The sequence below is a fragment of the Cupriavidus pauculus genome, from assembly GCF_002858765.1.
In the GTDB taxonomy this organism is placed as follows: domain Bacteria; phylum Pseudomonadota; class Gammaproteobacteria; order Burkholderiales; family Burkholderiaceae; genus Cupriavidus; species Cupriavidus pauculus_B.
In genome coordinates this window covers 569,308-595,693 of sequence record NZ_PJRP01000001.1, presented here as the reverse complement: position 1 = coordinate 595,693, position 26,386 = coordinate 569,308, and the positions used below count along the sequence as shown (strand labels likewise).

At 65.7% G+C, this 26,386-nt stretch carries 23 protein-coding genes; 14 read left to right on the top strand and 9 right to left on the bottom strand.

Annotation, left to right across the window (positions count from 1 at the left end):
- Nucleotides 1-14: 14 nt before the first annotated feature.
- The 3 genes from CYJ10_RS02715 to CYJ10_RS02705 all read right to left on the bottom strand — a co-directional run bounded on the left by CYJ10_RS02715 (nt 15) and on the right by CYJ10_RS02705 (nt 3,161).
- Nucleotides 15-986, bottom strand: coding sequence for a chromate resistance protein ChrB domain-containing protein (locus CYJ10_RS02715; protein ID WP_374703213.1), 972 nt, complete (start codon nt 984-986; stop codon nt 15-17).
- A gap of 133 nt (nt 987-1,119) precedes the next feature.
- Nucleotides 1,120-1,683, bottom strand: a complete 564-nt coding sequence (locus tag CYJ10_RS02710) for a single-stranded DNA-binding protein (protein ID WP_101680007.1) — start codon at nt 1,681-1,683, stop codon at nt 1,120-1,122.
- Nucleotides 1,684-1,910: 227 nt separating this feature from the next.
- Nucleotides 1,911-3,161, bottom strand: a complete 1,251-nt coding sequence (locus tag CYJ10_RS02705; RefSeq protein ID WP_101680006.1) for an MFS transporter — start codon at nt 3,159-3,161, stop codon at nt 1,911-1,913.
- Nucleotides 3,162-3,556: 395 nt separating this feature from the next.
- Here CYJ10_RS02705 and uvrA point away from each other — a divergent pair, with 395 nt between their 5' ends.
- Nucleotides 3,557-6,421, top strand: coding sequence for an excinuclease ABC subunit UvrA (gene uvrA / locus CYJ10_RS02700; protein WP_101680005.1), 2,865 nt, complete (start codon nt 3,557-3,559; stop codon nt 6,419-6,421).
- A gap of 76 nt (nt 6,422-6,497) precedes the next feature.
- Here the strand turns inward: uvrA and CYJ10_RS02695 are convergent, their stop codons facing one another.
- Complete coding sequence (locus CYJ10_RS02695; protein WP_101680004.1) at nt 6,498-8,174, bottom strand: Na/Pi cotransporter family protein; 1,677 nt, start codon at nt 8,172-8,174, stop codon at nt 6,498-6,500.
- 145 nt (nt 8,175-8,319) lie between these two features.
- Nucleotides 8,320-8,892 (bottom strand): adenine phosphoribosyltransferase, encoded by a 573-nt coding sequence (locus CYJ10_RS02690; RefSeq protein WP_101680003.1) that lies wholly within the window; start codon nt 8,890-8,892, stop codon nt 8,320-8,322.
- Between the two features lie 120 nt (nt 8,893-9,012).
- Here CYJ10_RS02690 and CYJ10_RS02685 point away from each other — a divergent pair, with 120 nt between their 5' ends.
- Both CYJ10_RS02685 and CYJ10_RS02680 read left to right on the top strand, forming a co-directional pair.
- The gene (locus CYJ10_RS02685) at nt 9,013-9,591 is read left to right on the top strand and encodes a DJ-1/PfpI family protein (protein ID WP_101680002.1); all 579 of its coding nucleotides are present in this window, start codon (nt 9,013-9,015) and stop codon (nt 9,589-9,591) included.
- 46 nt (nt 9,592-9,637) lie between these two features.
- Nucleotides 9,638-10,054 (top strand): ribbon-helix-helix domain-containing protein, encoded by a 417-nt coding sequence (locus CYJ10_RS02680; protein WP_101680001.1) that lies wholly within the window; start codon nt 9,638-9,640, stop codon nt 10,052-10,054.
- A 40-nt stretch (nt 10,055-10,094) separates the two neighbouring features.
- Here the strand turns inward: CYJ10_RS02680 and CYJ10_RS02675 are convergent, their stop codons facing one another.
- On the bottom strand, nt 10,095-12,074 hold the full coding sequence (locus CYJ10_RS02675) for a monovalent cation:proton antiporter family protein (protein ID WP_101680000.1): 1,980 nt from the start codon (nt 12,072-12,074) through the stop codon (nt 10,095-10,097).
- A 149-nt stretch (nt 12,075-12,223) separates the two neighbouring features.
- Between CYJ10_RS02675 and CYJ10_RS02670 the strand changes: the two genes are divergently transcribed.
- The 11 genes from CYJ10_RS02670 to CYJ10_RS02620 all read left to right on the top strand — a co-directional run bounded on the left by CYJ10_RS02670 (nt 12,224) and on the right by CYJ10_RS02620 (nt 21,748).
- A complete protein-coding gene (locus CYJ10_RS02670) occupies nt 12,224-13,207 on the top strand; it encodes a KpsF/GutQ family sugar-phosphate isomerase (protein ID WP_101680392.1) in 984 nt (327 codons plus the stop codon).
- Between the two features lie 3 nt (nt 13,208-13,210).
- Complete coding sequence (gene lptC, locus CYJ10_RS02665; protein ID WP_101679999.1) at nt 13,211-13,840, top strand: LPS export ABC transporter periplasmic protein LptC; 630 nt, start codon at nt 13,211-13,213, stop codon at nt 13,838-13,840.
- A 64-nt stretch (nt 13,841-13,904) separates the two neighbouring features.
- Nucleotides 13,905-14,549 (top strand): lipopolysaccharide transport periplasmic protein LptA, encoded by a 645-nt coding sequence (gene lptA / locus CYJ10_RS02660; RefSeq protein WP_101679998.1) that lies wholly within the window; start codon nt 13,905-13,907, stop codon nt 14,547-14,549.
- A 23-nt stretch (nt 14,550-14,572) separates the two neighbouring features.
- The gene (gene lptB, locus CYJ10_RS02655; protein ID WP_101679997.1) at nt 14,573-15,373 is read left to right on the top strand and encodes an LPS export ABC transporter ATP-binding protein; all 801 of its coding nucleotides are present in this window, start codon (nt 14,573-14,575) and stop codon (nt 15,371-15,373) included.
- A gap of 166 nt (nt 15,374-15,539) precedes the next feature.
- Nucleotides 15,540-17,021 (top strand): RNA polymerase factor sigma-54, encoded by a 1,482-nt coding sequence (locus tag CYJ10_RS02650; protein ID WP_101679996.1) that lies wholly within the window; start codon nt 15,540-15,542, stop codon nt 17,019-17,021.
- Between the two features lie 50 nt (nt 17,022-17,071).
- Nucleotides 17,072-17,425, top strand: coding sequence for a ribosome hibernation-promoting factor, HPF/YfiA family (gene hpf, locus CYJ10_RS02645; RefSeq protein ID WP_066739680.1), 354 nt, complete (start codon nt 17,072-17,074; stop codon nt 17,423-17,425).
- Nucleotides 17,426-17,924: 499 nt separating this feature from the next.
- Entirely contained in the window at nt 17,925-18,380 is a 456-nt protein-coding gene (gene ptsN, locus CYJ10_RS02640) for a PTS IIA-like nitrogen regulatory protein PtsN (RefSeq protein ID WP_066739687.1), read from the top strand.
- A 66-nt stretch (nt 18,381-18,446) separates the two neighbouring features.
- Nucleotides 18,447-19,418, top strand: coding sequence for an HPr(Ser) kinase/phosphatase (gene hprK / locus CYJ10_RS02635; RefSeq protein ID WP_092603200.1), 972 nt, complete (start codon nt 18,447-18,449; stop codon nt 19,416-19,418).
- A gap of 195 nt (nt 19,419-19,613) precedes the next feature.
- The gene (locus tag CYJ10_RS02630) at nt 19,614-19,949 is read left to right on the top strand and encodes a PsiF family protein (protein WP_101679995.1); all 336 of its coding nucleotides are present in this window, start codon (nt 19,614-19,616) and stop codon (nt 19,947-19,949) included.
- A gap of 161 nt (nt 19,950-20,110) precedes the next feature.
- Nucleotides 20,111-21,037, top strand: a complete 927-nt coding sequence (gene rapZ / locus CYJ10_RS02625) for an RNase adapter RapZ (RefSeq protein ID WP_101679994.1) — start codon at nt 20,111-20,113, stop codon at nt 21,035-21,037.
- A 57-nt stretch (nt 21,038-21,094) separates the two neighbouring features.
- A complete protein-coding gene (locus CYJ10_RS02620; protein WP_101679993.1) occupies nt 21,095-21,748 on the top strand; it encodes an LON peptidase substrate-binding domain-containing protein in 654 nt (217 codons plus the stop codon).
- Nucleotides 21,749-21,796: 48 nt separating this feature from the next.
- Here CYJ10_RS02620 and mutY read toward each other — a convergent pair whose 3' ends face one another.
- The 3 genes from mutY to mutM all read right to left on the bottom strand — a co-directional run bounded on the left by mutY (nt 21,797) and on the right by mutM (nt 26,252).
- On the bottom strand, nt 21,797-22,969 hold the full coding sequence (mutY, locus tag CYJ10_RS02615) for an A/G-specific adenine glycosylase (RefSeq protein ID WP_101679992.1): 1,173 nt from the start codon (nt 22,967-22,969) through the stop codon (nt 21,797-21,799).
- Nucleotides 22,970-23,040: 71 nt separating this feature from the next.
- Entirely contained in the window at nt 23,041-24,984 is a 1,944-nt protein-coding gene (locus CYJ10_RS02610; RefSeq protein ID WP_101679991.1) for a dynamin family protein, read from the bottom strand.
- Nucleotides 24,985-25,331: 347 nt separating this feature from the next.
- The gene (gene mutM, locus CYJ10_RS02605) at nt 25,332-26,252 is read right to left on the bottom strand and encodes a bifunctional DNA-formamidopyrimidine glycosylase/DNA-(apurinic or apyrimidinic site) lyase (RefSeq protein WP_101679990.1); all 921 of its coding nucleotides are present in this window, start codon (nt 26,250-26,252) and stop codon (nt 25,332-25,334) included.
- Nucleotides 26,253-26,386: the final 134 nt, after the last annotated feature.

Here is a 26,386-nt window from a genome sequence, read left to right as displayed (position 1 = left end):
AATGCCCTCCGGCGCTACCGCTTGCGGCGGCTCGCGCTGCCGTAGTGCGTGTAAAGGGAATCCAGTACCGGGCTCATGTCCCGTAGCAACGCGTCGTCGTCCGGCATGCGGGTGCGCGCCCCGGTCAGCACGGCCTCGAAGCCGCTGGCCTCCGCCACGGGCGCGCCACCGACATCGAGCACATGAACCAGTTGCGCCAGCTTCGACAGCCCCTTGTCCTCGTCCAGCCCGAAGCTCGCCATCAGCACCTCGAACGACACGCGGTCGCCGATATGTGTGAACGTCGCGCCGTCGAAGTCGAATCCCAGTGCATCGTCCGGGCACTGCCGCACGTCATCGAGCCACAGGAACCTGGCGTGGGGATCGATAAAGCGCTGGATCAGCCAGGCGCACGCGACGCGGTCTACCCAGAGATGCCGGCGCGTAGCCCAGCAGCGCCCCTGGTACTGCGCCGGATCGCGCCGGGCGATGGCACCCGAGACGCCGTGCGGCTCGCCGGGAGACAGCGCCGCATCCACGGCGGCATTGAAATCGCGCCACTTTGCCTCGGCAATCGATGCCGCCTCGGCGGGGAAAAAGTCGATCTTCCGGATCGCGTCATAGCCGCGTCCGAGCCGGCGCGCCACGCGTAACAGCTCGGCCTCGCCAAGGGCGGCAATGGCCTCGCGGCCGCCCGCCAGTTCCGTCGTCCAGTCCGCGTATTCGGCGGTGCGATCGAACAATCGCCGGTAGTCGGCCTGCTGCTCCGGCGTGGCCAGCACGGACAGCAGCCAGACCTTGCCATCCTGATCCGCCGCGTCGTCGGCAATCGCCTGCAGCGGCTGCAGCAACTCGGCCCGATTCGGCACCAGATAGACGCCATCGCGCAACGCCGCCCCACCCAGCGCCTTGATCGCGCGCCAGAACCGCATGCGGGCGGTGGCTGCCGACGTCGGCAGGCTGATGACCAGGAGCCGCCAGTCGGCGGAAGGATGAAGGGTGTCCATGCGAGGCATCGTAGGCCGTCGCAACGGTTACTTCAACGGCGTAATAAGCTCTACAAGCCCCACCCAGGCGCTCGGCCCAAACAAAAAACCCCGCCAATGAGGCGGGGTTTTTCTTGATAAGGCTTAGGCGAGATCAGAACGGAATATCGTCGTCCATGTCCTCGAAGCCGTTCGACGGGGCTTGCTGCTGACGACGCTGGCCGCCCTGCTGGCCGCCTTGCTGGCCGGCACCGCCGCCGCCCTGGCCGCGGCCACCGCCGTAGCCACCGCCACCGCCGCCACCGCCTTGCGATTCGCGGCTATAGCCACCACCGCCGCCAGCACCACCGCCGTAGCCGCCTTCTTCGCCGCCACCGCCGCCCTGGCGGGCGCCCAGCATCTGCATCTGGTCAGCCACGATTTCGGTGCTGTACTTGTCCTGGCCCGACTGGTCCTGCCACTTGCGGGTGCGGATGCGGCCTTCGATGTAGACCGACGAACCTTTCTTCAGGTACTGGCCGGCGATCTCAGCCAGCTTGCCGAAGAAGGCGATGCGGTGCCATTCCGTCGCTTCCTTGAACTCGTTACTCTGCTTGTCCTTGTAGCGGTCGGTCGTCGCGAGCCGGATGTTGGTCACGGCGTCGCCGCTGGGCATGTAGCGGGTTTCAGGGTCGGCGCCCAGGTTGCCGACGAGAATGACTTTGTTGACCGATGCCATGTAGAAGTTCTCCAAGGACCGCGCCCTTTCAGCGCGGCGTTAAACGTAGTGCGAGATTCGCAAGAAATATTCGGGCCCGAGACCGGTAACCGGCATGGGCCACCTATCGGACGACCGTAAACGACATCACGCGCCCTTCGGAACACTCCGTCAGACGCGTGTCGAATGCTACCGCCGATACCGGGAAAAAGCGTGTCGGGCTTTTGCGGATAGGTGAAAAAGTGTGTCTAAGCCGCCACTGCCGGGGCGCCATCCTTGCTGCGTGCCGGCGGCGCCTTCATGCTCCAGGCGATTATAAGCCAGAGCAGCAGCACGGCCGCGCAGGCCACGAACACCGCCGGACGGCCTTCGTGCTGGAGCAGCCAGCCGCCCGCCACGCCGCCCAGGGCCAGGCCCAGCGACTGCGTGGTGTTGTAAACGCCCAGTGCGGCGCCCCGACTGGCGGCCGCGTAGCGCGACACCAGCGACGGCTGCATGGCCTCCAGCACGTTGAACGCCACGAAGAACAGCAGCAGCACGCCAACGATCGACCACAGCCCGTGGACGGTGGCAAACAGCAGTTGCACGGCGGTCATCAGCGCCACCGACGCCAGCAGCACCGGGCGCACCTTGCCGTAGCGCTCGGCGGCCATCATCGGCCCCAGCATCAGCAGGAACGACACCAGCACCACGGGCAGGTACACCTTCCAGTGCTGGTCCAGCGGCATGCCGGCGCTGCTGAGCATCGTCGGCACCACCATGAACATCGCCACCTGGCTCGCATGCAGCGCCAGCACGCCCACATTCAGGCGGATCAGGTCGGCATTGAGCAGCACCTTGCGGAACGGCATCTGCACCGGATGGGGCGGCGGCGGGTTGGGCACCACGAACAGGGTCACGCCGATGGCCAGGGCTCCCAGCACCCCCATCAGCCCGAAGATGCCGGACATGCCGATGCTGTGCAGCAGCGGCGAGGCAATCACCAGCGACAGCGCAAACGTCAGGCCGATGCTGCCGCCGACCATCGCCATGGCTTTTGTACGATGCCGCTCGCGCGTCAGGTCGGCGATGCAGGCGGTAATGGCCGCCGAGATCGCACCCATGCCCTGCAGCGCGCGGCCGGCGGTGATGCCGGTCAGCGTGTCGGAAAAGGCGGCAACCAGCGCGCCGGCCACGAACAGCACCAGGCCGGCCACCATCACCGGCTTGCGGCCCACGCGGTCGGACAGCCAGCCCAGCGGGATATGCAGGAAGGCCTGCATGAGGCCATAGATGCCCATGGCCACGCCCACACGCTGGGCGTCGTGCCCATCGGGCAGCGTACGCGCGTATTCGGCGAAGACGGGCAGGATCAGGAACAGGCCAAGCATGCGCAGGGCAAAAATGCTGGCCAGCGACAGGCTGGCGTGCAGTTCGCCGCGGGTCATGCGGTCGCGCACGGGTTCGGCGCGGGTGGGCTCGTTGGAAAGACTGGGTGAGGAAGGGGGGATCGACGGCATTGCGGTCGTAGGTGGAATTCTGGCTCGGTCGCTGGCTCGGTCAGCCTGGCAGCTTCGACACGCGCTGGCGCCCGGAAGTTGCCCGGGCGTTGCCTTGTCTGGCATCGCAGACATCCATGCAACAGACGCTGCCGCGATGCTCGCGGCGCCGCCGGCACGTTGCCGTCTTCAGCCCGTTTGGCGCCGGGTAACCCCGGAAACCGAAGTTCGGTATATTAGCAGGTTTGTTTCTCGCGCTTGTTCCATCACGTCCGGCCTCGGCCAGGCGTGAAATGTGCGTGAAGCGGCAGGCTGGCGCCCTTGTCCGGGGCGCCCAGGCATCTGGCCAGGCACATCGAATTTCCGCGGGACCGACCTGCTCTCCGCAGGTCGCCCACCGGGCGAACGAACGGTATATGGAAGAAATCAAGATCCGTGGGGCGCGTACCCACAACCTGAAGAACATCAACCTGGACCTGCCGCGCAACAAGCTCGTGGTGATCACGGGCCTGTCCGGCTCCGGCAAGTCCTCGCTGGCGTTCGACACGCTCTACGCCGAAGGCCAGCGCCGGTACGTGGAATCGCTGTCCGCCTATGCCCGCCAGTTCCTGCAGCTGATGGAAAAGCCCGATGTCGACCTGATCGAAGGGCTGTCGCCCGCGATCTCCATCGAGCAGAAGGCCACCAGCCACAACCCGCGTTCCACGGTCGGCACGGTCACCGAGATCCACGACTACCTGCGCCTGCTCTACGCCCGCGCCGGCACGCCCTACTGCCCCGACCACAACATCGCGCTGCAGGCCCAGAGCGTGTCGCAGATGGTGGATGCCGCCCTGGCACTGCCCGAAGACACCAGGCTGATGATCCTGGCGCCCGTGGTGTCCGACCGCAAGGGCGAGCATTCCGACCTGTTCGATTCGATGCAGGCGCAGGGCTTCGTGCGCTTCCGCATCCGCTCGGGCGGCGGCACGGCCCACGAGGCCGAGGCGAAGGTCTACGAGGTGGACAGCCTGCCGAAGCTCAAGAAGACCGAAAAGCACTCGATCGACGTGGTGGTGGACCGTGTGAAGGTACGCGCCGACATCAAGCAGCGCCTGGCCGAATCGTTCGAGACCGCGCTGCGCCTGGCCGACGGCCGCGCCCTCGCGCTGGAAATGGATACCGGCCGCGAGCATATGTTCAGCTCGCGCTTTGCGTGCCCGATCTGCTCGTACTCGCTGCAGGAACTGGAACCGCGCCTGTTCTCGTTCAACAACCCGATGGGCGCCTGTCCGAGCTGCGACGGCCTGGGCCAGATCACGTTTTTCGACCCCAAGCGCGTGGTGGCATTCCCGAACCTGTCGCTGGCGTCGGGCGCCATCAAGGGCTGGGACCGCCGCAACCAGTTCTACTTCCAGATGCTGCAGAGCCTGGCGGCGTTCTACGATTTCGATACCGAGACCGCGTTTGAAGACCTGCCCGCCGAAGTGCAGCAGGTGGTGCTGCACGGCTCCGGCGAGCAGGAAATCCCGTTCACGTACATCAACGAGCGCGGCCGCACCACGGTGCGCTCGCATGCGTTCGAGGGGATCATTCCGAACCTGGAGCGCCGCTATCGCGAAACCGATTCGGTGGCCGTGCGCGAGGAACTGGCCAAGTACCAGAACAACCAGGCCTGTCCGGTCTGCCAGGGCACGCGGCTGCGCACCGAGGCCCGCCATGTGAAAATCGGCGAGGACGAACAGGCGCGTGCCATCTACGAGATCAACGGCCTGCCGCTGCGCGACGCGCTGACGTGGTTCCTGACGCTGAACCTGCACGGCGCCAAGCGCGAGATCGCCGACAAGATCGTCAAGGAAATCTCGGCGCGGCTGAACTTCCTGAACAACGTGGGGCTCGACTACCTGTCGCTGGAGCGCAGCGCCGACACGCTGTCCGGCGGCGAGGCGCAGCGTATCCGCCTGGCGTCGCAGATCGGCTCGGGCCTGACTGGCGTGATGTACGTGCTGGACGAGCCGTCCATCGGCCTGCACCAGCGCGACAACGATCGCCTGATCGGCACGCTCAAGCACCTGCGCGACATCGGCAACTCCGTGCTGGTGGTGGAGCACGACGAGGACATGATCCGGGCCTGCGACTACGTGGTCGACATCGGCCCCGGCGCCGGCGTGCATGGCGGCATGATCGTGGCCGAAGGCACGCCCGCGCAGATCGAGCAGTCGCCGGCGTCGCTGACGGGCCAGTACCTGTCGGGCCAGCGCAGCATCGAGGTGCCGAAGAAACGCGCCGCGCCGGACGACGAGCGGCTGCTGCGCATCGTCAACGCCACGGGCAACAACCTGCGCAACGTGTCGGCCGAGATCCCGGTGGGCCTGCTGACCTGCGTGACCGGGGTGTCGGGCTCGGGCAAGTCCACGCTGATCAACGACACGCTCTACAACGCCGTGGCGCGCCACCTGTACGGATCGACGGCCGAGCCGGCGCCGCACGACCAGATCGAGGGGCTGGAGAACTTCGACAAGGTCATCAACGTCGACCAGAGCCCGATTGGCCGCACGCCGCGGTCGAACCCGGCCACCTACACGGGCCTGTTCACGCCGATCCGCGAACTGTTTGCCGGCGTGCCGGCGGCCAAGGAACGTGGCTACGATCCGGGCCGGTTCTCGTTCAACGTCAAGGGCGGCCGCTGCGAGTCGTGCCAGGGCGACGGCGTGATCAAGGTGGAGATGCACTTCCTGCCGGACGTCTACGTGCCGTGCGATGTCTGCCACGGCCAGCGCTACAACCGCGAGACGCTTGAGGTGCTGTACAAGGGCAGGAACATTTCAGAGGTGCTGGACCTGACCGTGGAGCAGGCGCACGAGTTCTTCAGCGCCGTGCCCGTGGTGCGCCGCAAGCTGCAGACGCTGCTGGACGTGGGCCTGGGCTATATCCGGCTTGGACAATCGGCTACGACGCTGTCCGGCGGCGAGGCGCAGCGGGTGAAGCTGTCGCTGGAGCTGTCCAAGCGCGACACGGGCCGCACGCTGTATATCCTCGACGAGCCGACCACGGGCCTGCACTTCCACGACATCGAGCTGCTGCTCGCGGTCATCCAGAAGCTGCGCGACCATGGCAATACGGTGGTGATCATCGAGCACAACCTCGACGTCATCAAGACGGCCGACTGGCTGATCGACATGGGGCCCGAAGGCGGTGCGGGCGGCGGCGAGGTGATTGCCAAGGGCACGCCCGAGACCGTGGCGGCCAGCAAGGCGAGCTTTACCGGCAAGTACCTGGCGCCGCTGCTGAAGCGCAAGTAGTGGGCGGCGGACGTTTTTCACCCCTCTCCCACAAGCGGGAGAGGGGTGAAAATCAAGCGTCCCTGCGGCTATCTGTCTAGCGCGCCTCCGCCACGTCGCCGAGCTTGTCCGGCGCGTCTTCCTTCATGCGGCTGCGGTTCATCAGCCCGGCCTGCTCCAGCACCGGATAGGCCGTGGCGCAGAACAGCGAGTTGAGCCGCTTCATTTCGCTGATCACGTCCAGGTGCAGCGAACTCGTTTCAATACTTTCGACGGTCTGGATCGCCACGCGCTGCAGATGCGAGCGCGCGTACTTGCGTTCCAGTTCCCGGAAGTTGGCCTTCTCGGCCATCAGCTGCTGCGCGCTGCGGATATCGCCGGTCAGGAACACCGACAAACCCAGCCGCAGGTTGCCCACCACGCGCGCGTGCATCTCGGCGATTTCCTGCATGCCGGCCTCCGAGAACGACAGGTTGTGCGCGATCTTCTTCTCCCGGGCATCGACGATGACACGCTCGATCAGATCCCCCGCATGCTCCAGGTTGATGGTCAGCGAGATGATTTCCGTCCAGCGCTGGCCATCGCGCTCGTCCAGCGCCTCGGTGCTGATCTGGGTCAGGTAGAGCTTGATCGCGGTGTACAGGTCGTCCACCTCGTTGTCGATGCGGCACGTGGCGTTGGCCAGCTTCAGGTCGTTGGTGCGCAGCACGCGCAGCAGGTTGTCGAGCATCTGCTCCACGCGGTCGCCGATGCGCAGCACCTCGCGGGCGGCGTTGGACAGCGCCAGCGTGGGCGTAGACAGCGCGGCAGGGTCCAGGTGGCGCGGCGTCACCTGGCTGTCGCCGGTGTTGCGGCCGGGCAGGATGGCTTCGCACAGGCGGGCCAGCGGCGCCGTAGCCCCCAGCAGCACCACGGCCAGCGCCACATTGAACAGCAGGTGGAAATTGACGATCAGCCGTTGCGGGTCGGTATCGAAATGGGCCAACAGTTCCTCGGCCTGGGTCAGCAGCGGCAGTGCGATCACGCATCCCAGCAGGCGCGACAGCAGGTTACCCAGCGTCACGCGCTTGCCGGGCTGGTTGTTGCCCGACGTGGTCAGCAACGCCGAGATGCCGGACCCCAGATTGGCGCCCAGCACCAGCGCCAGCGCCACGTGGATCGACACCACACCGGCCGAGGCCAGCGCGCCGCAGAACAGCACCACGGCCAGGCTCGAATAGCAGAGGATGGTCAGGAAGGCGCCGATCAGCATGTCCAGCGCCGCGTCGCCGGTCAGCGTGCTGAACAGCACCTTGACGCCGGCGGCCTGCACCACGGGGCGCGTGGCGATCGAAATCAGCTCCAGCGCCAGCGTGATCAGGCCCAGCCCGATCAGCACCCGGCCCACGTGGCCGGCCTTGCTGCCCTTCCAGCTCAGGTGCAGGATCACGCCGACAAAGATCAGCAGCGGCGACAGCCACGACAGGTCGAGCGAGAACACCTGCACCATCACGGCGGTGCCCACGTTGGCGCCCAGCATGATGGCCAGCGCCGGAGCCACGGCGATCAGGCCCTGGCCCACGAACGAACTGACGATGACGGCGGTGGCATTGCTGCTCTGCACCAGCCCGGTCACGCCCAGGCCGGCAGCGAATGCCTTGAAGCGGTTCGACACGCTGGCGGAAAGCACATGGCGCAGATTGGCGCCGTACACGCGCAGGATGCCGACCTTGACGATGTTGGTGCCCCAGACCAGGAGCGCCACACCGGAGAGAAGATGAAGCAGTACGCCCATTGTGCGTCCCTTGTGACCGGTGCCGGCGGGTGGCAGGAGGCGTGCCGCCCGGTCATCGCGTTGTTATCAAGGGGGCATTATGCGCCCCGCCGTCACACGGGGCAATTGGACGGGGCCTGACGTCCGGTGAAGCGTTGCGTCCGCGTCAGTGGCCCTCGAACTTGCAGACCGTGAACAGCGGCAGGCCGCTGCCGTGCAGCACCTTCGACCCGCCCAGCTCGGGCAGATCGACGATCGCCGCACCCTCCACCACGGTGGCGCCCAGGCGTTCCAGCAGCTTGCGGCCGGCCATCATGGTGCCGCCCGTGGCGATCAGGTCGTCGATCAGCAGCACGCGGTCGCCGGGCTTGCAGGCATCGGCGTGGATTTCCACGGTGGCGCTGCCGTATTCCAGCTCGTACTCCTCGGCCACGGTCTGGAACGGCAGCTTGCCCTTCTTGCGGATCGGCACGAAGCCCAGATTCAGCTCGTACGCGATGATCGAGCCCAGGATGAAGCCGCGTGCGTCGATGCCGGCCACGAGGTCCAGTTGCTGGTCCATGTAGCGGTGCACGAACACGTCGATCAGCACGCGCAGCGTCTTGGGGTTCTGCAGCAGCGGGGTGATGTCGCGAAACTGGACGCCGGGCTGCGGCCAGTCTGGCACGGTGCGGATGCGGTCACGCAGGTAGCCGGTGATATCGCCGAGATCGGGGGACTGAATGATGGGATCTGCCATGGGGAATCTGTCTGGAAAGAGTTCATGCGGTAACGGGCTACCACCCGCGCCCCGCCTTGCCGCCGCACAATGGCCCGGCTGCTTGGGCGTCCGCAACCCGTAACCATACAGGAGACAGCTATGGCAAAGAAGATTCTGATGCTGGTCGGCGATTTCGCCGAGGACTACGAGACCATGGTGCCGTTCCAGGCACTGCAGATGGTGGGCCACACGGTCCACGCGGTCTGCCCCGACAAAAAGGCCGGTGACGCCTGCGCCACCGCCATCCATGACTTCGAGGGCGACCAGACCTACACCGAGAAGCGCGGTCACAATTTCACGCTCAATGCCACGTTTGCCGACGTGAACCCGGCCAGCTACGACGCGCTGGTGATCCCGGGCGGCCGCGCGCCCGAATACCTGCGCCTGAACGACCGCGTGATCGAGATCGTGCGTCACTTCGCCCAGGCCAACAAGCCGATCGCGGCGGTCTGCCATGGCGCCCAGCTGCTGGCCGCCGCCGATGTGCTGGAAGGCCGCACCTGTTCCGCCTATCCGGCCTGCGCGCCCGAAGTGCGCCTGGCGGGCGGCAAGTACGCCGACATCCCCGTTGACCAGGCCCATACCGATGGCAATCTGGTGACGGCCCCGGCGTGGCCGGCACATCCGGCCTGGCTGGCGCAGTTTCTTGCCGTGCTGGGAACGCGGATCGTAGAGTAGAGGCTTCCGAACGCGGCCAGCCCGGCCGCGGCGCACGGGAGTTTGCATGTGTGAGATCTTCATCCGGGCCAATCCGGATTCGTATCAGACCCAGTCGCGGTCGCTGCGCCTGCACGGCGTGGCGACCAGCATCCGGCTGGAAACCCTGTTCTGGGAAGTCCTGGAAGAACTGGCGCAGCGCGACGGCATGAGCGTCAACCAGCTGCTGGCGCGCCTGCACGACGAGCTTGCCGAGCATCGCGGCGAGGCGTCGCTGTCCGCCAACTTCGCCTCGTTCCTGCGTGTGTGCTGCATGCGTTACTTGTTGCTGCAGAACAAGGGCCGCATTCCCGCCGATACCAGTGTGCCGATTCACTCACTCGAGGCCCGGGCGGTGCTGAGTGATCTACCCGCCTCGTGGGTGGGCGACGGGGGCCGCCGTCCGGCTGCCGGCGACGACCGCAGGCAAACCCGCACCGCCTGATCGGTCCTCCGTCAGGGCAATTCCGGGCCGAGCCTGCATCCTACTGCCGCACCAGCCGATCTTCCGCCGACTCCAGCGCCTCCGGCGTGCCGCGCAGCACGATGATGTCGCCCGGCTCCAGCACGGTCTCGGGCTGGGGATCGAAGGCCCGGATGCCGCGCCGGCGCACCGCCGTGACCTCCACGCCGATGCGTTCCAGCCCCAGCGTGCCCAGGCGCCGCCCCACCGCCGTATGTTCGGGCCCGAGCGATACCGAATGCAGCCGCACGGTATCGCGCTCCACCATGTCTTCCTCGTCGTCGCGGCCGTGGAAATAGCCGCGCAGCAGGCTGTAGCGCGCATCGCGCGCCTGCTGCACGCCGCGCACCACGCGGCGCATCGGCACGCCCAGCAGCACCAGCGCGTGCGACGCCAGCATCAGGCTGCCCTCGATGATTTCCGGCACCACCTCGGTGGCCCCGGCCTTCTGCAGCGTATCGAGTTCCGAATCGTCCACGGTCCGCACGATCACCGGCATCGCGGGTGCCAGTTCCTGCACGTGGTGCAGCACCTTCACCGCCGACGCCGTATTGGCGTAGGTAATCACCACCAGCGCGGCCCGGTGAATACCGGCGGCGGTCAGCGATTCGCGCCGCCCGGCATCGCCATAGACCACGGTATCGCCGGCCGCGGCGGCCTCGCGCACGCGGTCGGGGTCGAGATCCAGCGCCACATAGGTAATGCCCTCGCGCTCCAGCATGTGGGCCAGGTTTTGCCCGCTGCGGCCGTAGCCACAGATGATGGCGTGCTTTTCGGTCTGCAGGCTCTGGGCCGCGATGCGGGTCATGTTCAGCGACTGCATCAGCCACTCGTTGGCGGCAAAGCGCAGCACGATAGCGTCGCTGTACTGGATCAGGAACGGCGCCGCCAGCATCGACAGCAGCATCGACGCCAGGATCACCTGGATCAGCACCGGGTCCACCAGCCCCATGCCGTCGATCTGGTTCAGCAGCACGAAGCCGAACTCACCGGCCTGCGCCAGCCCCAGGCCGGTACGGATGGCCACGCCCTGCCGCGACCCGAACAGCCGCGCCAGGCCGGTGATCAGCACCAGCTTGAACAGGATCGGCACCACCAGCAGGCCCAGCACCAGCCAGATATGGTCGAACACCACGCGCACGTTGAGCAACATGCCGATGGTGACGAAGAACAGCCCCAGCAGCACATCGCGGAACGGCTTGATGTCTTCTTCCACCTGGTGGCGGTACGGGGTCTCGGAGATCAGCATGCCGGCCATGAACGCGCCCAGCGCCATCGACAGGCCCAGCCGTTCGGTCAGCGCGGCCATGCCCAGCGTGACCAGCAGCAGGTTCAGCATGAACAGTTCCTGCGACCGGCGCGCCGCCACGATGTGGAACCAGCGGCTCATCAGCTGCTGCCCGACAAAGAAGATCAGCCCCAGGGCCACGACGATCTTGACGGTGGCCAGCCCCAGCGCCCAGGCCAGGTCGCCTGGATCGCGCGACAGCGCCGGGATGATGATCAGCAGCGGCACCACGGCCAGATCCTGGAACAGCAGCACGCTGATGATGTTGCGGCCGTGCTCGCTTTCCAGTTCCATCCGCTCGGACAGCATCTTCACGACGATGGCCGTCGACGACATGGCCAGCGCGCCGCCCAGCGCCACCGACGCCTGCCAGGTCAGCGGGAACGCCCAGCTGAACAGCCAGCTGGCCGGCAGCACGGCCAGCAGCGACAGCATCACCTGCGACCCGCCCAGCCCGAACACCAGCCGCTTCATGGCGCGCAGCTTGCTCAGGCTGAACTCCAGGCCGATCGAGAACATCAGGAAGACGACGCCGAATTCCGCCAGGTACTTGGTCTGGCCCGTATCGCTAGCCAGCCCCAGCGCGTGGGGGCCGATCAGGATGCCAACCGCCAGGTAGCCCAGCATGGGCGGCAGTTGCAGCATGCGGAAGGCCACGACGCCAAAAACAGCGGCGGCCAGCAGCACGAGGGTCAGTTCCAGCGGAGAATGCATTCGGCAGGCTTCAAAAACGCCGGCCGGGCACGCGCCTGAGCCGGCATCTGCACCCCGCCGGCAAAAGACGGCAAGCGCGGCGGTCGTCTCGGCTGCCGGGCGGATTGCCGGGCCAGACGCCATCGCATTCGTTGGTATACTCCAGCGCCATGATAGCCAATTTCGATGCGAATCGAGCACTCGAGCTCGCTCGCCACACCCTACAGATCGAGGCCGACGCCGTTTCGGCGCTGGCCGGCCGCCTGACCCCCGCCTTTACCCGGGCCGTCGAGATGATTCTCGGCTGCACGGGCCGCGTGGTGGTCTCCGGGATCGGCAAATCCGGCCATATCGGCCGCAAGGTGGCCGCCACGCTGGCGTCCACGGGTACGCCGTCGTTCTTCGTCCATCCGGCCGAGGCCAGCCATGGCGACCTTGGCATGATCACGCGCGACGACGTGCTGATCGCCTTCTCGAATTCCGGTGAAACGGCCGAGCTGCTGTCGATCGTCCCGATCGTCAAACGGATTGGCGCTGGCCTGATCTCGATCACCGGCAACCCCGAATCGAACCTGGCCAAGCTGTCCGACGCCCATCTGGACGGCGCCGTGGCACAGGAAGCCTGCCCGCTGAACCTGGCCCCCACGGCCAGCACCACGGCCGCGCTGGCCCTGGGCGACGCACTGGCCGTGGCCGTGCTCGATGCCCGCGGCTTCGGCGAGGAAGACTTCGCCCGCTCCCATCCTGGCGGCGCGCTGGGCCGCAAGCTGCTGACCCACGTCCGCGACGTCATGCGCAGCGGCAACGCCGTGCCGGAGGTACGCGAAAGCACGCCGCTGGCCCAGGCCCTGATGGAAATCACCCGCAAGGGAATGGCCATGACCGCCGTGGTGGACCCCGACGGCCGTGCCGTGGGCGTGTTCACCGACGGCGACCTGCGCCGCCTGCTGGAGACCCCGCGCGACTGGAAGACCGTGCCGATCGGCGACGTCATGCACCACAATCCGCGCACGGTCCACCAAGACCAGCTTGCCGTGGAAGCCGTGCAGATCATGGAAACGAACCGCATCAACCAGCTGCTGGTCGTCGATGGCGACGGCCGCCTGGTGGGCGCGCTCCATATCCATGACCTGACGCGCGCCAAGGTCATCTGAACGATGCCGGACTTCCTGTCCAGACTCACCGGCCTGATCATGCGGCTGCTGCCGCTGCTGCTGATGGCCATCGTCGCCGGCAGCACGTTCTGGCTGGTGCAGCTGAACTCGCCGCGCGAGGCCGACGAGCAGTCGCGTGTCAAGCGCCACGAGCCCGACTACTGGATGGAGCGTTTCTCGGCCACCGAACTGGCCGAGGACGGCACCACCAAGCTGCGCTTCACGGGCGTGAAAATGGTGCATTTCGAGGACGACCAGACCTACGAGGTGACCACCCCGGCCATGCGCTCGTACGAGCCGGACCGCCCGCCGGTCACCGCCAATTCGGAGCGTGGCACCATGAACGCCGAAGGCTCGATCATCGATCTCTACGGCAATGCGTTCGTGGTCCGGCAGGCCGGTGTCGACCCGTCCAAGGATCCGCGCATGACCGCGGCATCGCAATACTTCCAGTTACTGGTCAATGACGATATCGTCAAGACCGACAAGGCGGTGCAGCTGACGCGCGGCCCTTCGGTCATGACGGCCAACGGCATGATCTTCAACAATGTCACCCGCGAAGTACAATTGCTGGGTAACGTACGCGGCACCATCATCATGAATTCGCCGCAGGGGCAGGCCAGGACCCAGTGACCCCGGGGGACGCAAGCGCTCCGGCGCATCCTGGCCGCCGTCTTTATCTCACCACTCGCCAAACATGACTGCATCCCTGACGACATCGCCCTGTCGCCGCCTCGCGCCCGCCCTGCTGGCGACCATCGCCGCTCTCTGCCTGACGCTGGCCGCGCCGGTCTTTGCCGAACGCGCCGACCAGGGCAAGCCGCTGGTGCTGGAGGCCGACAACGCCAGCTACGATGACGTCAAGCAGATCTACACCCTCACCGGCAACGTGGTGCTGACCAAGGGCACCATGGTGCTGAAGTCCGACGCGGCCGAGCTGCGCACCGACCCCGAGGGCTACCAGTACGCCATCGCCACGTCCAAGCCCGGCCATCAGGCGTATATCCGCCAGAAGCGCGACGGCGTGGACGAGTACATCGACGGTTGGGGCGACCGCATCGAATACGACGGCAAGTCCGAGATCAACAAGCTGATCGGTCATGCCCGCGCGGCGCGCGTGTCCGGCGTCGGCGCGAAGATCATCGACGAGATCCGCGGCGCGGTGATTACCTACGACAGCCGCAACGAGTACTACACGGCCACCGGCGGCGACAACAACACCACGGCCGGCAATACGTCGGGCCGCGTGCGCGCGGTGCTGTCGCCGCGCGCGGACGCCAGCGCCCCCGCGGCGGCCGGCGCACCGCTGGACCTGAAGCCGTCCACCGCGCCCAAGCCTTAACGCCTTACCTCCAGCCAGTCCTGATGAACGATTCCGCCACGCTCGCCGCCTCTGCCCCGTCCTCCTCATCCGCCGTCCGCACCGACAGCAGCACGCTGATCGTGCGTCACCTGAAGAAGCGCTACGGCACGCGCACGGTGGTCAAGGACGTATCGCTCGATGTGAAAAGCGGCGAGGTGGTGGGGCTGCTTGGCCCCAATGGCGCGGGCAAGACGACGTCGTTCTACATGATCGTGGGGCTGGTGGCGCTGGACGAAGGCGACATCGTGCTCGACGACGAGCACATCAGCGGACTGGCCATTCACGAACGCGCCCGCATGGGCCTGTCGTACCTGCCGCAGGAAGCGTCGGTGTTCCGCAAGCTCAACGTGGAAGAGAACATCCGCGCGGTGCTGGAACTGCAGGTGGAGAACGGCAAGCCGCTGCCGAAGGCCGAGATCGAACGCCGCCTGGATTCGCTGCTCGATGACCTGCAGATCGCCCACCTGCGCAACAATCCGGCGCTGTCGCTGTCGGGCGGCGAGCGCCGCCGCGTGGAAATCGCACGCGCGCTGGCGTCGTCGCCGCGCTTCATCCTGCTCGACGAGCCGTTCGCCGGCGTGGACCCGATCGCCGTGGGCGAAATCCAGCGCATCGTCAGCTTCCTGAAGGCACGCAATATCGGCGTGCTGATCACCGACCACAACGTGCGCGAAACCCTGGGCATCTGCGACCACGCGTACATCATCAGCGAAGGCACCGTGCTGGCTGCCGGCCAGCCCGAGGAAATCATCGCCAACGAGTCGGTGCGACGCGTCTACCTGGGCGAGAATTTCCGCATGTAAGGCCCTGGCCGCCCTTGGCGGCCGCTCTTCCGACAGGTCATCGGCAGGTCATTTTTACCGCACTTGCCAACGGTTTTTCCAAAGCCGTTTCCGATCACGAAGCCCAAGCGATAGGTTGTAGCAAATTCCGTTCCAACAACGGAAAGATGCGCATAGAATAGGTCGCATGAAACCTTCGCTTCAGCTCCGCCTCTCCCAGCATCTGGCCCTGACGCCGCAACTGCAGCAGTCCATCCGACTGCTTCAGCTTTCGACGCTGGAACTGCAACAGGAGGTGGAACAGGCGCTCACGGAAAACCCGCTGCTCGAACGCGAAAACGACTGGATCGAAAGCCCGCTGCGCGTGGCGGCGGACGGCTCCGTCAACCTGCAGAGCGCCCCGGCGCCGGCGCCGGCCGAACCGCAGGCCAACGGCGACGACCGCGGCGAGCATGCCCCTGGCAGCGAGGATGAAGGCTATAGCGATTCCGGCGGCGAGGACTATGGCAGCGACTGGAGTCTCGACGACTTCGCGCGCCGTCCGCAGAACGACGAAGACGAAAAGACGCCGATGCAGTTGCGCGATGCGGACCCCACGCTGCGCGAATACCTGATGGAACAACTGACGCCGCTCAAGATTTCGGCGCGCGACAAGGGCCTGGCCATCTTCCTGATCGAATCGCTCGATGACGACGGATACCTGAGTGCGTCACTCGAGGAAATCTGCACCGAACTGCCCGAAGAGCTGGAGTTCGAGGTCGATGAAGTGCAGGCCATGCTGACGCTGCTGCAGAGCTTCGATCCCCCGGGCGTGGGCGCGCGCAATGCCGCCGAATGCCTGAGTCTGCAGCTGAAGCGTCTGCAGCATCCGCAACGCGAGCTGGCCCTGTCCATCGTCAATCACCATCTTGAACTGCTGGCTGTCAGGGATTACACGCGGCTCAAGAAAGCGCTGCAGGTTGACGAAATTGTACTTAAGGCGGCGCATGATCTGATCCGCTCGCTGGCACCGTATCCGGGGCATGCGTACAGCCGCCCCGAAGCGGATTTCGTGGTGCCGGACGTGTTCGTGCGCAAGAGCGGCAGCGGCTGGATTGCACAGCTGAATCCGGACGTCATGCCACGCCTGCGCATCAACGACATGTACGCGCAGATTTTGCGCGGTGCAAAAGGAGAAGCGGGTGCCGCGGGCTTGCAGCAGAAGCTGCAGGAAGCCCGGTGGCTCATCAAGAACATCCAGCAGCGATTCGACACAATCCTGCGTGTATCGCAGGCAATTGTGGAGCGTCAGAAGAACTTTTTTTCGCACGGCGAAATAGCAATGCGCCCCTTGGTTTTGCGGGAAATAGCCGATACACTCGGTTTACATGAGTCGACCATTTCCCGGGTGACCACGAACAAATACATGGCCACGCCAATGGGTACTTTCGAGTTGAAGTACTTCTTTGGTAGCCACGTCTCCACGGAGACGGGCGGCGCGGCCTCTTCCACGGCGATCCGCGCGCTGATCAAGCAACTGATAGGAGCCGAAGAACCCAGGAATCCTCTTTCCGACAGCCGCATCGCCGAATTGCTGGGCGAACAGGGCTTTGTGGTCGCACGCCGCACGGTGGCCAAATACCGCGAAGCGCTGAAGATCCCCGCAGTGAATCTCCGCAAGTCTTTGTAGCCGAGCCGCAACCGCCTGCCTGGTGCGGCTCTTTCAGAAGGAGAAGCGCTATGAACTTCAAGATCAGTGGACACCACCTCGACATCACGCCGCCGCTGCGTGAGTATGTGGAAACGAAACTGGAGCGAATTGTCAGGCATTTCGATCAGGTCATTGGCGTGAGCGTGCTGCTATCTGTCGACAACCACAAGGAAAAGGACAAGCGCCAGTACGCGGAAATCAATCTGCACCTCAAGGGTAAGGACATCTTCGTGGAAGCGCATCATGAAGACCTGTACGCGGCGATCGACTGTCTGGTCGACAAGCTCGACCGGCAGGTGATCCGCTACAAGGACCGCGTGCAAGGCCATGACCGGGAAGCGGTCAAGTACCAGATGGCTGAAGCCCAACTACAGCAACAATAGGCTGGCAAATCCTCAACTGCCCCTCGAGGCGGACTTCAGCGTCCCCCGAGAGGACTGATAGGAAGAGAGCAAAGCCGCGCATCTGCGCGGCTTTTTTGATGGGCGCGCGCCGGCGGCAGGCTGAAATTGGCCGTTACCTTGGCGCCACGGCGGAAACCATTTGATTCTTCAGGGGTGTTCGCATCTGGCGCGGCTCGGTGTATGCTGCGCCATACAAGAACGACAGGCAGAACGGTCCCGGTGACCTGCACGGCACGACGCACGACGGAAGATCATGCGGACGCTGACGGCGGCATCCGGGTGGGCAATCCGGCCGGCCAGTCCGCGGCACCACCCGCGGCGCCGGCGCTGCAGCGCACAAGCGCGCTGTAGCCCTGCTCTATAATGGCCGGACGCTCCAATGCGGGCGTCCACTAAGCACTCGATATCCTGAATTGCCCCATCCGGCGGGACGGCATTTGTGCGCCGTATCGCCAACCTGACTTCTCGTGCATCGCCCATGAATCGTTTGGCCAAATTGCTGCCACCCGGCAACATCCACCTCGACGTTACCGTCACCAGCAAGAAGCGGGTCTTCGAGCAAGCCGGGCTCCTGTTCGAGAACAACCATGGTGTGGCCCGGGCCACCGTCACGGACAACCTTTTCGCGCGCGAATCGCTTGGCTCGACTGGCCTGGGTGCCGGCGTAGCCATTCCGCACGGTCGCATCAAGGGCCTGAAGCAGCCGCTGGCCGGCTTCATGCGCCTGGCGGAGCCGATTCCGTTCGAGTCGCCTGACGGCAAGCCGGTCTCGCTGCTGATTTTCCTGCTGGTGCCCGAACAGGCCACGCAGCAGCACCTCGAAATCCTGTCGGAAATCGCACAATTGCTGTCGGACCGCGAGATGCGCGAAGGCCTGGCCACGCTCCCCACGCCCGAAGCCGTCCACCAGTTGCTGACCGAATGGCATCCGTGACGATCCGCAAGCCGGCCTGGCTGGCCGGCTGAAGCCACACCGCCCCCTCGTAGAAAGTCATCCCGCATGGAACTCACCGGCGTCACCTCGCAGTCGATCTTCGACGACAACGCAGCCGACATCAAACTGTCGTGGGTCGCCGGTCTGGAAGGAGCCGACCGCGCCTTCGACGTCGAATTCGCTCGCGAAGCCACTTCCGCCGCCGATCTGGTGGGCCACTTGAACCTGATCCACCCGAACCGGATCCAGGTGCTGGGCAAGCCCGAAATCCAGTATTACCAGCGTCTGGACGACGAACCGCGCAAGCGCCAGATGGGCGAGCTGATTCTGCTGGAGCCGCCGTTCCTGGTCGTAGCGGACGGCATGGAGCCCCCGCCCGATCTGGAATTGCGCTGCACGCGCTCGTCGACCCCGCTGTTCACCACGCCGGTGTCGTCGGCGGCCGTGATCGACCACCTGCGCCTGTACCTGTCGCGCATCTCGGCGCCGCGCGTGACGATGCACGGGGTATTCCTCGACATCCTGGGCATGGGCGTGCTGATCATGGGCGAATCGGGCCTGGGCAAGAGCGAACTGGGCCTGGAACTGATTTCGCGTGGCCACGGCCTCGTGGCCGACGACGCCGTCGATTTTGTCCGGCTGGGCCCCGACTTCATCGAAGGCCGCTGCCCGCCGCTGTTGCAGAACCTGCTGGAAGTGCGCGGGCTGGGCCTGCTCGATATCAAGACCATCTTTGGCGAAACGGCGGTGCGCCGGAAGATGAAGCTCAAGCTCGTGGTGCAGCTGGTACGCCGCAACGACGGCGAATTTGAACGGTTGCCGCTCGATTCCCAGTACCTGGACGTGCTGGGGCTGCCAATCCACATGGTGAAGATCCAGGTTGCGGCCGGCCGCAACCTGGCTGTTCTGGTGGAAGCCGCCGTGCGCAATACGATCCTGCGGCTGCGCGGCATCGACACGCTGCGCGACTTCATGGACCGCCAGCGCGCGGCCATGCAGGCCGACGTGGTATCGCGGGGCCAAGGCCGTCTGCTCTGAGCCTGCGCAGGCTCCCGAACGTTCCGACGCCCGCTTCAAGCGGGCGTTTTTCATTTGCTTACAAGCCCGGCGCGGCACCTCGTCAACGAACTGTGGACGACCGCCGTTTGTGCTGTAATGGGCGCCGAGCCCATGTTCCGCCAGACGCCAGCATGGCGCGCGGCCACGATGTGTTTCCACAGCCAGGAGAGAAGCATGAAAAAGCTGATCGCGATGTGTTTGCTGGTTACCCCCCTGTTCGCCACGAGCGCGTTTGCCCAGGGCGCCTCGGCGCCGGCCGTCGAGAAGTCCGGCAAGACCGCGCAGCAGGAAAAGATGGCCGCCTGCTCGAAGGCCAACAAGGGCAAGAAGGGCGACGAATACAAGAAGGCGCAGAGCGAGTGCCTGTCGGGCAGCGCCCCCGCGGCCGCCGCCGAGCCGAAGACCCAGCAGGAAAAGATGGCCGCCTGCTCCAAGGCCAACAAGGGCAAGAAGGGCGACGAATACAAGAAGGCACAGAGCGAGTGCCTGTCGGCCAAGCCGGCAACCTGATCAGTCGACCTCGCAGTCCACTTCGCGGTCCCACCTCGCGGCCCGCGACCCAATGACGGCGATTTTCCCCTCGAAAATGGCGAATCCTCTGCGATTCGCCATTTTTCGATGGGACAAGCTGTCATGACGCGGTTACCTTGCGGTGCTATCCTTGCGTCGCTATGCGGATCATTCTCATCACCGGAATTTCCGGCTCCGGCAAGTCTGTCGCCTTGAACGTCCTGGAAGATGCAGGCTACTACTGCGTCGACAATCTGCCAGCCCAGTTCATCCCCGAACTCACGGCCTATCTGGCCGACCAGGGGTACTCCCATCTTGGCGTGGCCACCGACATTCGCAGCCGCGAGTCGCTGGCGCGGCTGCCGGACACCGTCCGCGAGCTCTCCGCCCATCACCAGGTGCAGGTGCTGTTCCTGACAGCCAACACCGACGCACTGGTGCAACGCTATTCGGAAACGCGCCGCCGCCACCCGCTGTCGAGCCGCGTCGAGGGCGCGCCGGGGGGGCATCAGGAAGGCGCCGCAGAGGGTGCCGCGGCAAGCGGCGCCGGCGCCATGGTCAGCACGTCGCTGATCGAGGCCATCGAAATGGAACGCGAGCTGCTGAGCCCGTTGTCCGAATCGGCCCATCGCATCGATACCAGCAATGTGCGCACCAACACGCTGCGCAGCTGGGTCAAGGAGCTGATTCGCGGCGACAACGCCGGCAGCCAGTCGCTGACGCTGCTGTTCGAGTCGTTCGGCTTCAAGCACGGTGTGCCAAGCGACGCGGACATGGTGTTCGATGTGCGCTCGCTGCCAAACCCGTACTACGACTTGGCCCTGCGCCCGCTGACCGGCCGCGACGCCCCGGTCGTGGACTTCCTGCAGAGCCAGCCGATGGTGCTGGCGATGGCCGAGGATATCCGCGCCTATGTCGAGAAGTGGCTGCCAAGTTTCATTGCCGACAACCGCAGCTACCTGACGGTGGCCATCGGCTGCACGGGCGGCCAGCATCGGTCGGTATTCATCACCGAACGACTCGCCAACTATTTCCGGGCCCATGGTAATGTGCTGGTCAGACACCGCGAATTGGCCCCGGCCGGCTGACACGCGGGCTTGAGGGGACGGCCCCGGCGCCGTCCCGCCACTGGAGCGGCCAATCGCATGTCGACACTTCCCCCCGACACCGCATCCCCCGGCGCCATACTCGATGCGCTGCCGCTGTTCCCCCTCAATACGGTACTGTTCCCCGACGGCCGCCTGCCGCTGCGTGTCTTCGAGAAGCGCTACGTCGACATGGTGCGCAACTGCATGCGCGATGGCACGCCGTTCGGCGTCTGCCTGATCTCCAGCGGCGATGAAGTGGCACGGCAAGGCCACGATACGGTGCCCGAGGAAATCGGCTGCCTGGCGCAGATCGTAGACTGCAACATGGAACAACTGGGCGTGCTGCTGATCGAGTCGCGCGGACGGCAACGCTTCCGCGTGCTGTCCCACGCCACGCGCGACGACGGGCTGCTGGTGGCCCAGGCCGAAGTGCTGCCCGACGATGTCATCGACTGCAAGCTGGAACTGCTGAGCGAGTGCCTGGAGGCCCTGCGCCGCATCGTGACATCGGTGCATAGCGAACAGCCCGACAAGTCCAGGCTGCCGTTTGCCGAGCCTTATCGGTGGGACGACCCGACCTGGGTGGCCAACCGCCTGTGCGAACTGCTGCCTGTGCCGCTCAAGGCCAAGCAGATGCTGATGGCGCTGCCCGATGCGGGCATGCGCATCGAGATCGTCCACCGGTACATGCGGCAACACCACATCGTCTGACCGCCTTTCGGCGCCGTCAGATCGTCAAGACTCCAGAACTTCAGGTATTCAGAAAAGTCCGATGCGCGCTTGGTCTTCGAGCAGGCGCCGCACCGGCGCGGGCGTGCCCAGTGCGTTGAGATCGTCCAGCGACAGCCAGCGCGTTTCACCCGTTCCGCCCGTTTCACCGCCATTGGCACGCAGCGTTGCTGCCTCAAGATCCACGCGGATCGCACGGATCAGCAGGCGGAAGTGCGTGAACACATGCATCAGTTCGCCGGCCAGGTGAGCGCGCACGGGCTGCCCGAATTGTCGCGCCGTCTCCAGCGCGGCATCCTCGGCGGCTTCGGCATCGAACGGCAGGCTGTCCACCGCGATCTCCGGCAGGCTCCACAACCCGCCCCAAATGCCGCTGCCGGGCCGCAGGTTGACCAGCACTTCGCGGCCGTGGCGCACGATCAGCATCACGGTGCTGCGTTCTGGAATGGCGGCACGCGGCTTGGGGGTCGGCAGCAGCGCTGTCAGGCCGTCCCGGCGGGCGACGCAGTCCACCGCGAGCGGGCATTTGTCCGCATCACCCAGGCACGCCGGCTTGCCGCGCGAGCAGATCGTCGCGCCCAGGTCCATCAGGCCCTGCGTATAGGCCACCATGTCCTCGGCCTGGTTCGGCCCGGCCGGTGGCAGCGCCTGCCCGGCCAGCGCCCACATGCGCGTCTCGATGGCGCGCTCGCCAGGGTAGCCGTGGATGCCGAACACGCGCGCAAAGACGCGCTTGACGTTGCCGTCGAGGATCGGCGATCGCACGCCCGCGCTGAATGCGGCAACGGCCGCCGCCGTCGAGCGCCCGATGCCCGGCAGCGTGACCAGCATGGCCGGATCGGTCGGGAACACACCGCCGTGGTCTTCCATGACCACCTTCGCGCAGCGATGCAGGTTTCGCGCGCGCGAGTAGTAGCCCAGCCCGGCCCACAGCGCCATTACCTCGTCGGCCGGCGCGGCAGCCAGCGCGGCCACAGTGGGCAAGGCCGAGACAAAGCGCTGAAAGTACTCGATCACGGCCGCCACCTGGGTCTGCTGGAGCATGATCTCCGACAGCCAGATGCGGTATGGATCGCGTGTGTTCTGCCACGGCAGGTCATGCCGGCCGTGCTGGCGCTGCCAGGTGACCACGCGCATGCCGAAATCGGCGGGTACGGCGGTTTCATCGTGGAGCACGGGAGCGGCGGCAGGCTTGCGGGGCATTGCGGGGAGTCTGGAAAAGAAAAGGCGCCGCTCGAAGGCGGCGCCACATGATACCAACGATGGCGAAACGGCTATGCCGCGCGCGCCGATGCCTCGACCGGTACCTCCAGCAGCGCGCGCGTGAAAGCCTCGATCTTCGTGCTGCGCTCGTCCAGGCCGTTCAGCACATCCTCCAGTTCGGCGATGCGGCTTTCCAGCGTGTCGGTGGCTTCGTGGATGCGTTCAATCGAATCCACACGGCGGCGCAGTTGCTTCTGGTGCTCGCGCACCTGCGCTTCCAGCGGCGTCATCACCGACTTGAGCCAGATTTCGATATCGCGGTTCAGGTCGCGGAAGTTCTCCAGCACGCGGCTCGCCATCGTCGCGAAGGCGTTCTGCACCAGTTGCGGCCGCGACCGCGTCAGCATGTTCACGGTGCCGAAGTGCGCGTTGACCAGCGCCAGCGTCTCCTGCAGCTCGGCCGCGTAGCGCGACGTGACGAATTGCATCGGCGACGGCAGCGTGAACCCATGCTCGGCATTGAAGCGGCGATACATGCTGTCCACCAGCTGGTGCAGGCCGGCGATCTTCTGGTCGGCATCCTGGATCAGACCGGTCAGCTGGCCGAACAGCGCCTCCATGTCTTCGCGCAGGCCGCGCGAGAAGAAGCGCTCCTTCATCTGCTCGCGCTTGTCGCGCATCGTGCGGCGCACGTCGCGCAGTTGCAGACTCTTGATGATGTCGGCGCTGTGGCGGCCGAACACCAGGCGCAGCGCCTGGAACTTGGCGATGCTCTGCTCGAACTCTTCCTTCTCGCTCTGCACGCGCATCAGCATGTGCTTGACCATCGCGTGGTTCTTGCCGCGCAGGCCGCGCAGTTCAAACAGCTGCTCGACGATATCGCGCCGGCGGCTCTGCAGCAGTTGCTGCGCGCCGCGCGACATGTCCTGCACCAGGCGATGCACCTGGTCGGACACGATCTCGCGCCGCTGCGGAATCAGCTGGTTGGACAGCACGTTCTCGAACTGCATCAGGTTGCTGCGCACCAGCATGGGCTGATCGTGCGTGACCTTGGCCACCAGGCCCTTCTGCGCCGACACCGGATACACGCGGCGTTCCTCGATACCCAGCGTCTGCGCCGTGGTGCGAACCTGGCGCGCGATCTCGCCGGCGATCTCGGGCGACGACTTCAGCGGATCCCACAGGCCATCGATCTTGTTGAGCACGGCCAGGCAGCCCCGGCGGTGGCCGGCGCCCACGTGGCTGCGCCACAGTGCAAGGTCGCTCTTGGTCACGCCAGCGTCGGCCGCCAGCACGAACACCACCACGTGTGCATCGGGAATCAGGCGCAGCGTCAGTTCCGGTTCCGTACCGATCGCGTTCAGGCCCGGCGTGTCCAGGATGACCAGCCCCTGGCGCAGCAGCGGATGCGGGAAGTTGATGACCGCATGGCGCCAGCGCGAGATTTCCACCATGCCGTCGGCGTCCACCGAATACGCGGCATCGGGATCGTTCTCGTTGTACAGCCCCAGCGATTCCGCCATGGCCGGCGTCACGCGCGTGGTTTCCACCACGTGGTGGAAGGCGGCCAGCATGCCTTCGGGCGACGACGGGTCCAGCGGCACCGTGGTCCAGTGCGAATTGCTCGATCCGGGCTCCATGAAGTCGGCCGTCGAGGCGTCCTGCAGGCGCGTTTCGATCGGCAACAGCCGGATGCACGGCGGTTCGTGTTCGTCGTAGCGCAGCTCGGTCGGGCACATCGTCGTCCGTCCGGCGGACGAAGGCAGGATGCGTCGACCGTAGTCGGCAAAGAAGATGGCGTTGATCAGCTCGCTCTTGCCGCGCGAAAACTCGGCAATGAACGCCACCTTGAGGCGGTCGCTCTTGAGCACGCTATGGATGCGCTGCGCGCGGTCGTCCGCGGTGGCGTCATGCAGATCGTACTGCTGCAGCCAGGACTGGAATTCGGCGAGTGACTGAAGGACCCCGGTTCTCCAGGCGCCATATTGTTCGAATTGTTGGGCGAGGCTCGTCATGAGTGATTCGCTGTGTCGGCTTGGATTTATGGTTTTGGGCGCGTACCGCACGACTGGCGCCAGGCTTGTCCGTTGACCCGCGGACCCGTAGCCAGTCGTCCCGCCGGATGCCCTTGTCGAATGGGCGAACCCGGCAGTTTTTGTAACTTTTTATGACTGCGCACACGATACAGGTTTCCAGACACATTTTGTGGAATTCGCGTCCCTTGTTGCGCTTCTGTGCCCGGAGTGTTGCGCCGACCCATCGGCAATGTATTGCAACAATGTTTCGCCATCGGATTGCCATGGTCGGTGCCGTGTCGGCAGGCGCCACCCGTTGCCGGCGCAACGCCGCCGCAGGACTGGCGTCAGTGCTGGCAATGCGGGCAGTAGAAGCTCGACCGCTGGCCCTGGACGATCTGGCGAATCGGCGTGCCGCAAACGCGACATGGTTCGCCCGCGCGGTCGTAGACCAGGCAATCCAGCTGGAAGTAGCCGCTGCTGCCGTCGCTGCCCACGAAGTCGCGCAGCGTGCTGCCGCCCCGGGCAATGGCCTCGGTTAGCGTTTCGCGCACAGCGACGGCGAGCTTGTCGTAGCGCGCCAGGCTGATCTTGCCGGCCGGCGTGGTGGGACGGATGCCCGCGCGAAACAGGCTTTCGGAACAATAGATATTGCCCACGCCCACGACGATCTCCCCGGCCAGCAGCGCCTGCTTGATCGCCACGGAGCGGCCACGGGTAAGCCGATGGAACCAGGCGCCGTCGAAACGCGGATCGAACGGCTCGATGCCAAGCCGCCGCAGCAGCGGGTGTTCGGGCAGCGCCGCTTCGGCCAACGGCGTCCAGATGATGGCGCCGAAGCGGCGTGGGTCTCGGAATCGCAGCACCATGGGGGGGCCGCCCTCACCTTCCTCCGCCTCAGCCGGGGCACCGGCCGGTGCCAGCGCGATGTCGAAGTGGTCGTGGGCGCCGGCCGGTGGCGCGTCGGGGTACACGCGCAGCGTGCCGGTCATGCCCAGGTGGACAAGCAGCCAGCCGGGGGCGTCGTCTCCGGGGCCGGGGCTGCCCGGGCTACCCTCGCCAGCAGGCGCTGGCAGGCATTCGAGCAACAGGTATTTGCCGCGCCGTTCGATACGACCGATCACCCTGCCCGTCAGCCGCGCTTCAAGTTCGGGCTCCACGGGCCAGCGCAGCCCACGGTGACGCACGGTCACCTGGACGATGCGGCGCCCCACCACATGCGGCAGCAATCCGCGCCGCGTGACTTCGACTTCCGGTAGTTCTGGCATGCGCCCCGTGTCTCCTGGCCGGCATCCGGCCCAGCTTTCCCAACCTCGCAGAACCTATGGGCAGCTTTTGCGCTCCAATGACGCAGGGAATTCCCTGCCGCCAGGCCAACCATGTGCGGGTTCCCATACGTAAG

What these genes read in the sequence shown, in the direction of transcription:
- mutY (WP_101679992.1), bottom strand. Translation starts at nt 22,969, where the DNA reads ATGCCCCGCAAGCCTGCCGCCGCTCCCGTGCTCCACGATGAAACCGCC.
- ptsN (WP_066739687.1), top strand. Translation starts at nt 17,925, where the DNA reads ATGAATCGTTTGGCCAAATTGCTGCCACCCGGCAACATCCACCTCGAC.
- CYJ10_RS02675 (WP_101680000.1), bottom strand. Translation starts at nt 12,074, where the DNA reads ATGCATTCTCCGCTGGAACTGACCCTCGTGCTGCTGGCCGCCGCTGTT.
- CYJ10_RS02715 (WP_374703213.1), bottom strand. Translation starts at nt 986, where the DNA reads ATGGACACCCTTCATCCTTCCGCCGACTGGCGGCTCCTGGTCATCAGC.
- hpf (WP_066739680.1), top strand. Translation starts at nt 17,072, where the DNA reads ATGAACTTCAAGATCAGTGGACACCACCTCGACATCACGCCGCCGCTG.
- lptA (WP_101679998.1), top strand. Translation starts at nt 13,905, where the DNA reads ATGACTGCATCCCTGACGACATCGCCCTGTCGCCGCCTCGCGCCCGCC.
- CYJ10_RS02650 (WP_101679996.1), top strand. Translation starts at nt 15,540, where the DNA reads ATGAAACCTTCGCTTCAGCTCCGCCTCTCCCAGCATCTGGCCCTGACG.
- rapZ (WP_101679994.1), top strand. Translation starts at nt 20,111, where the DNA reads ATGCGGATCATTCTCATCACCGGAATTTCCGGCTCCGGCAAGTCTGTC.
- hprK (WP_092603200.1), top strand. Translation starts at nt 18,447, where the DNA reads ATGGAACTCACCGGCGTCACCTCGCAGTCGATCTTCGACGACAACGCA.
- CYJ10_RS02680 (WP_101680001.1), top strand. Translation starts at nt 9,638, where the DNA reads ATGTGTGAGATCTTCATCCGGGCCAATCCGGATTCGTATCAGACCCAG.
- uvrA (WP_101680005.1), top strand. Translation starts at nt 3,557, where the DNA reads ATGGAAGAAATCAAGATCCGTGGGGCGCGTACCCACAACCTGAAGAAC.
- CYJ10_RS02695 (WP_101680004.1), bottom strand. Translation starts at nt 8,174, where the DNA reads ATGGGCGTACTGCTTCATCTTCTCTCCGGTGTGGCGCTCCTGGTCTGG.
- lptC (WP_101679999.1), top strand. Translation starts at nt 13,211, where the DNA reads ATGCCGGACTTCCTGTCCAGACTCACCGGCCTGATCATGCGGCTGCTG.
- CYJ10_RS02670 (WP_101680392.1), top strand. Translation starts at nt 12,224, where the DNA reads ATGATAGCCAATTTCGATGCGAATCGAGCACTCGAGCTCGCTCGCCAC.
- CYJ10_RS02685 (WP_101680002.1), top strand. Translation starts at nt 9,013, where the DNA reads ATGGCAAAGAAGATTCTGATGCTGGTCGGCGATTTCGCCGAGGACTAC.
- CYJ10_RS02710 (WP_101680007.1), bottom strand. Translation starts at nt 1,683, where the DNA reads ATGGCATCGGTCAACAAAGTCATTCTCGTCGGCAACCTGGGCGCCGAC.
- CYJ10_RS02690 (WP_101680003.1), bottom strand. Translation starts at nt 8,892, where the DNA reads ATGGCAGATCCCATCATTCAGTCCCCCGATCTCGGCGATATCACCGGC.
- CYJ10_RS02630 (WP_101679995.1), top strand. Translation starts at nt 19,614, where the DNA reads ATGAAAAAGCTGATCGCGATGTGTTTGCTGGTTACCCCCCTGTTCGCC.
- CYJ10_RS02705 (WP_101680006.1), bottom strand. Translation starts at nt 3,161, where the DNA reads ATGCCGTCGATCCCCCCTTCCTCACCCAGTCTTTCCAACGAGCCCACC.
- CYJ10_RS02610 (WP_101679991.1), bottom strand. Translation starts at nt 24,984, where the DNA reads ATGACGAGCCTCGCCCAACAATTCGAACAATATGGCGCCTGGAGAACC.
- CYJ10_RS02620 (WP_101679993.1), top strand. Translation starts at nt 21,095, where the DNA reads ATGTCGACACTTCCCCCCGACACCGCATCCCCCGGCGCCATACTCGAT.
- lptB (WP_101679997.1), top strand. Translation starts at nt 14,573, where the DNA reads ATGAACGATTCCGCCACGCTCGCCGCCTCTGCCCCGTCCTCCTCATCC.
- mutM (WP_101679990.1), bottom strand. Translation starts at nt 26,252, where the DNA reads ATGCCAGAACTACCGGAAGTCGAAGTCACGCGGCGCGGATTGCTGCCG.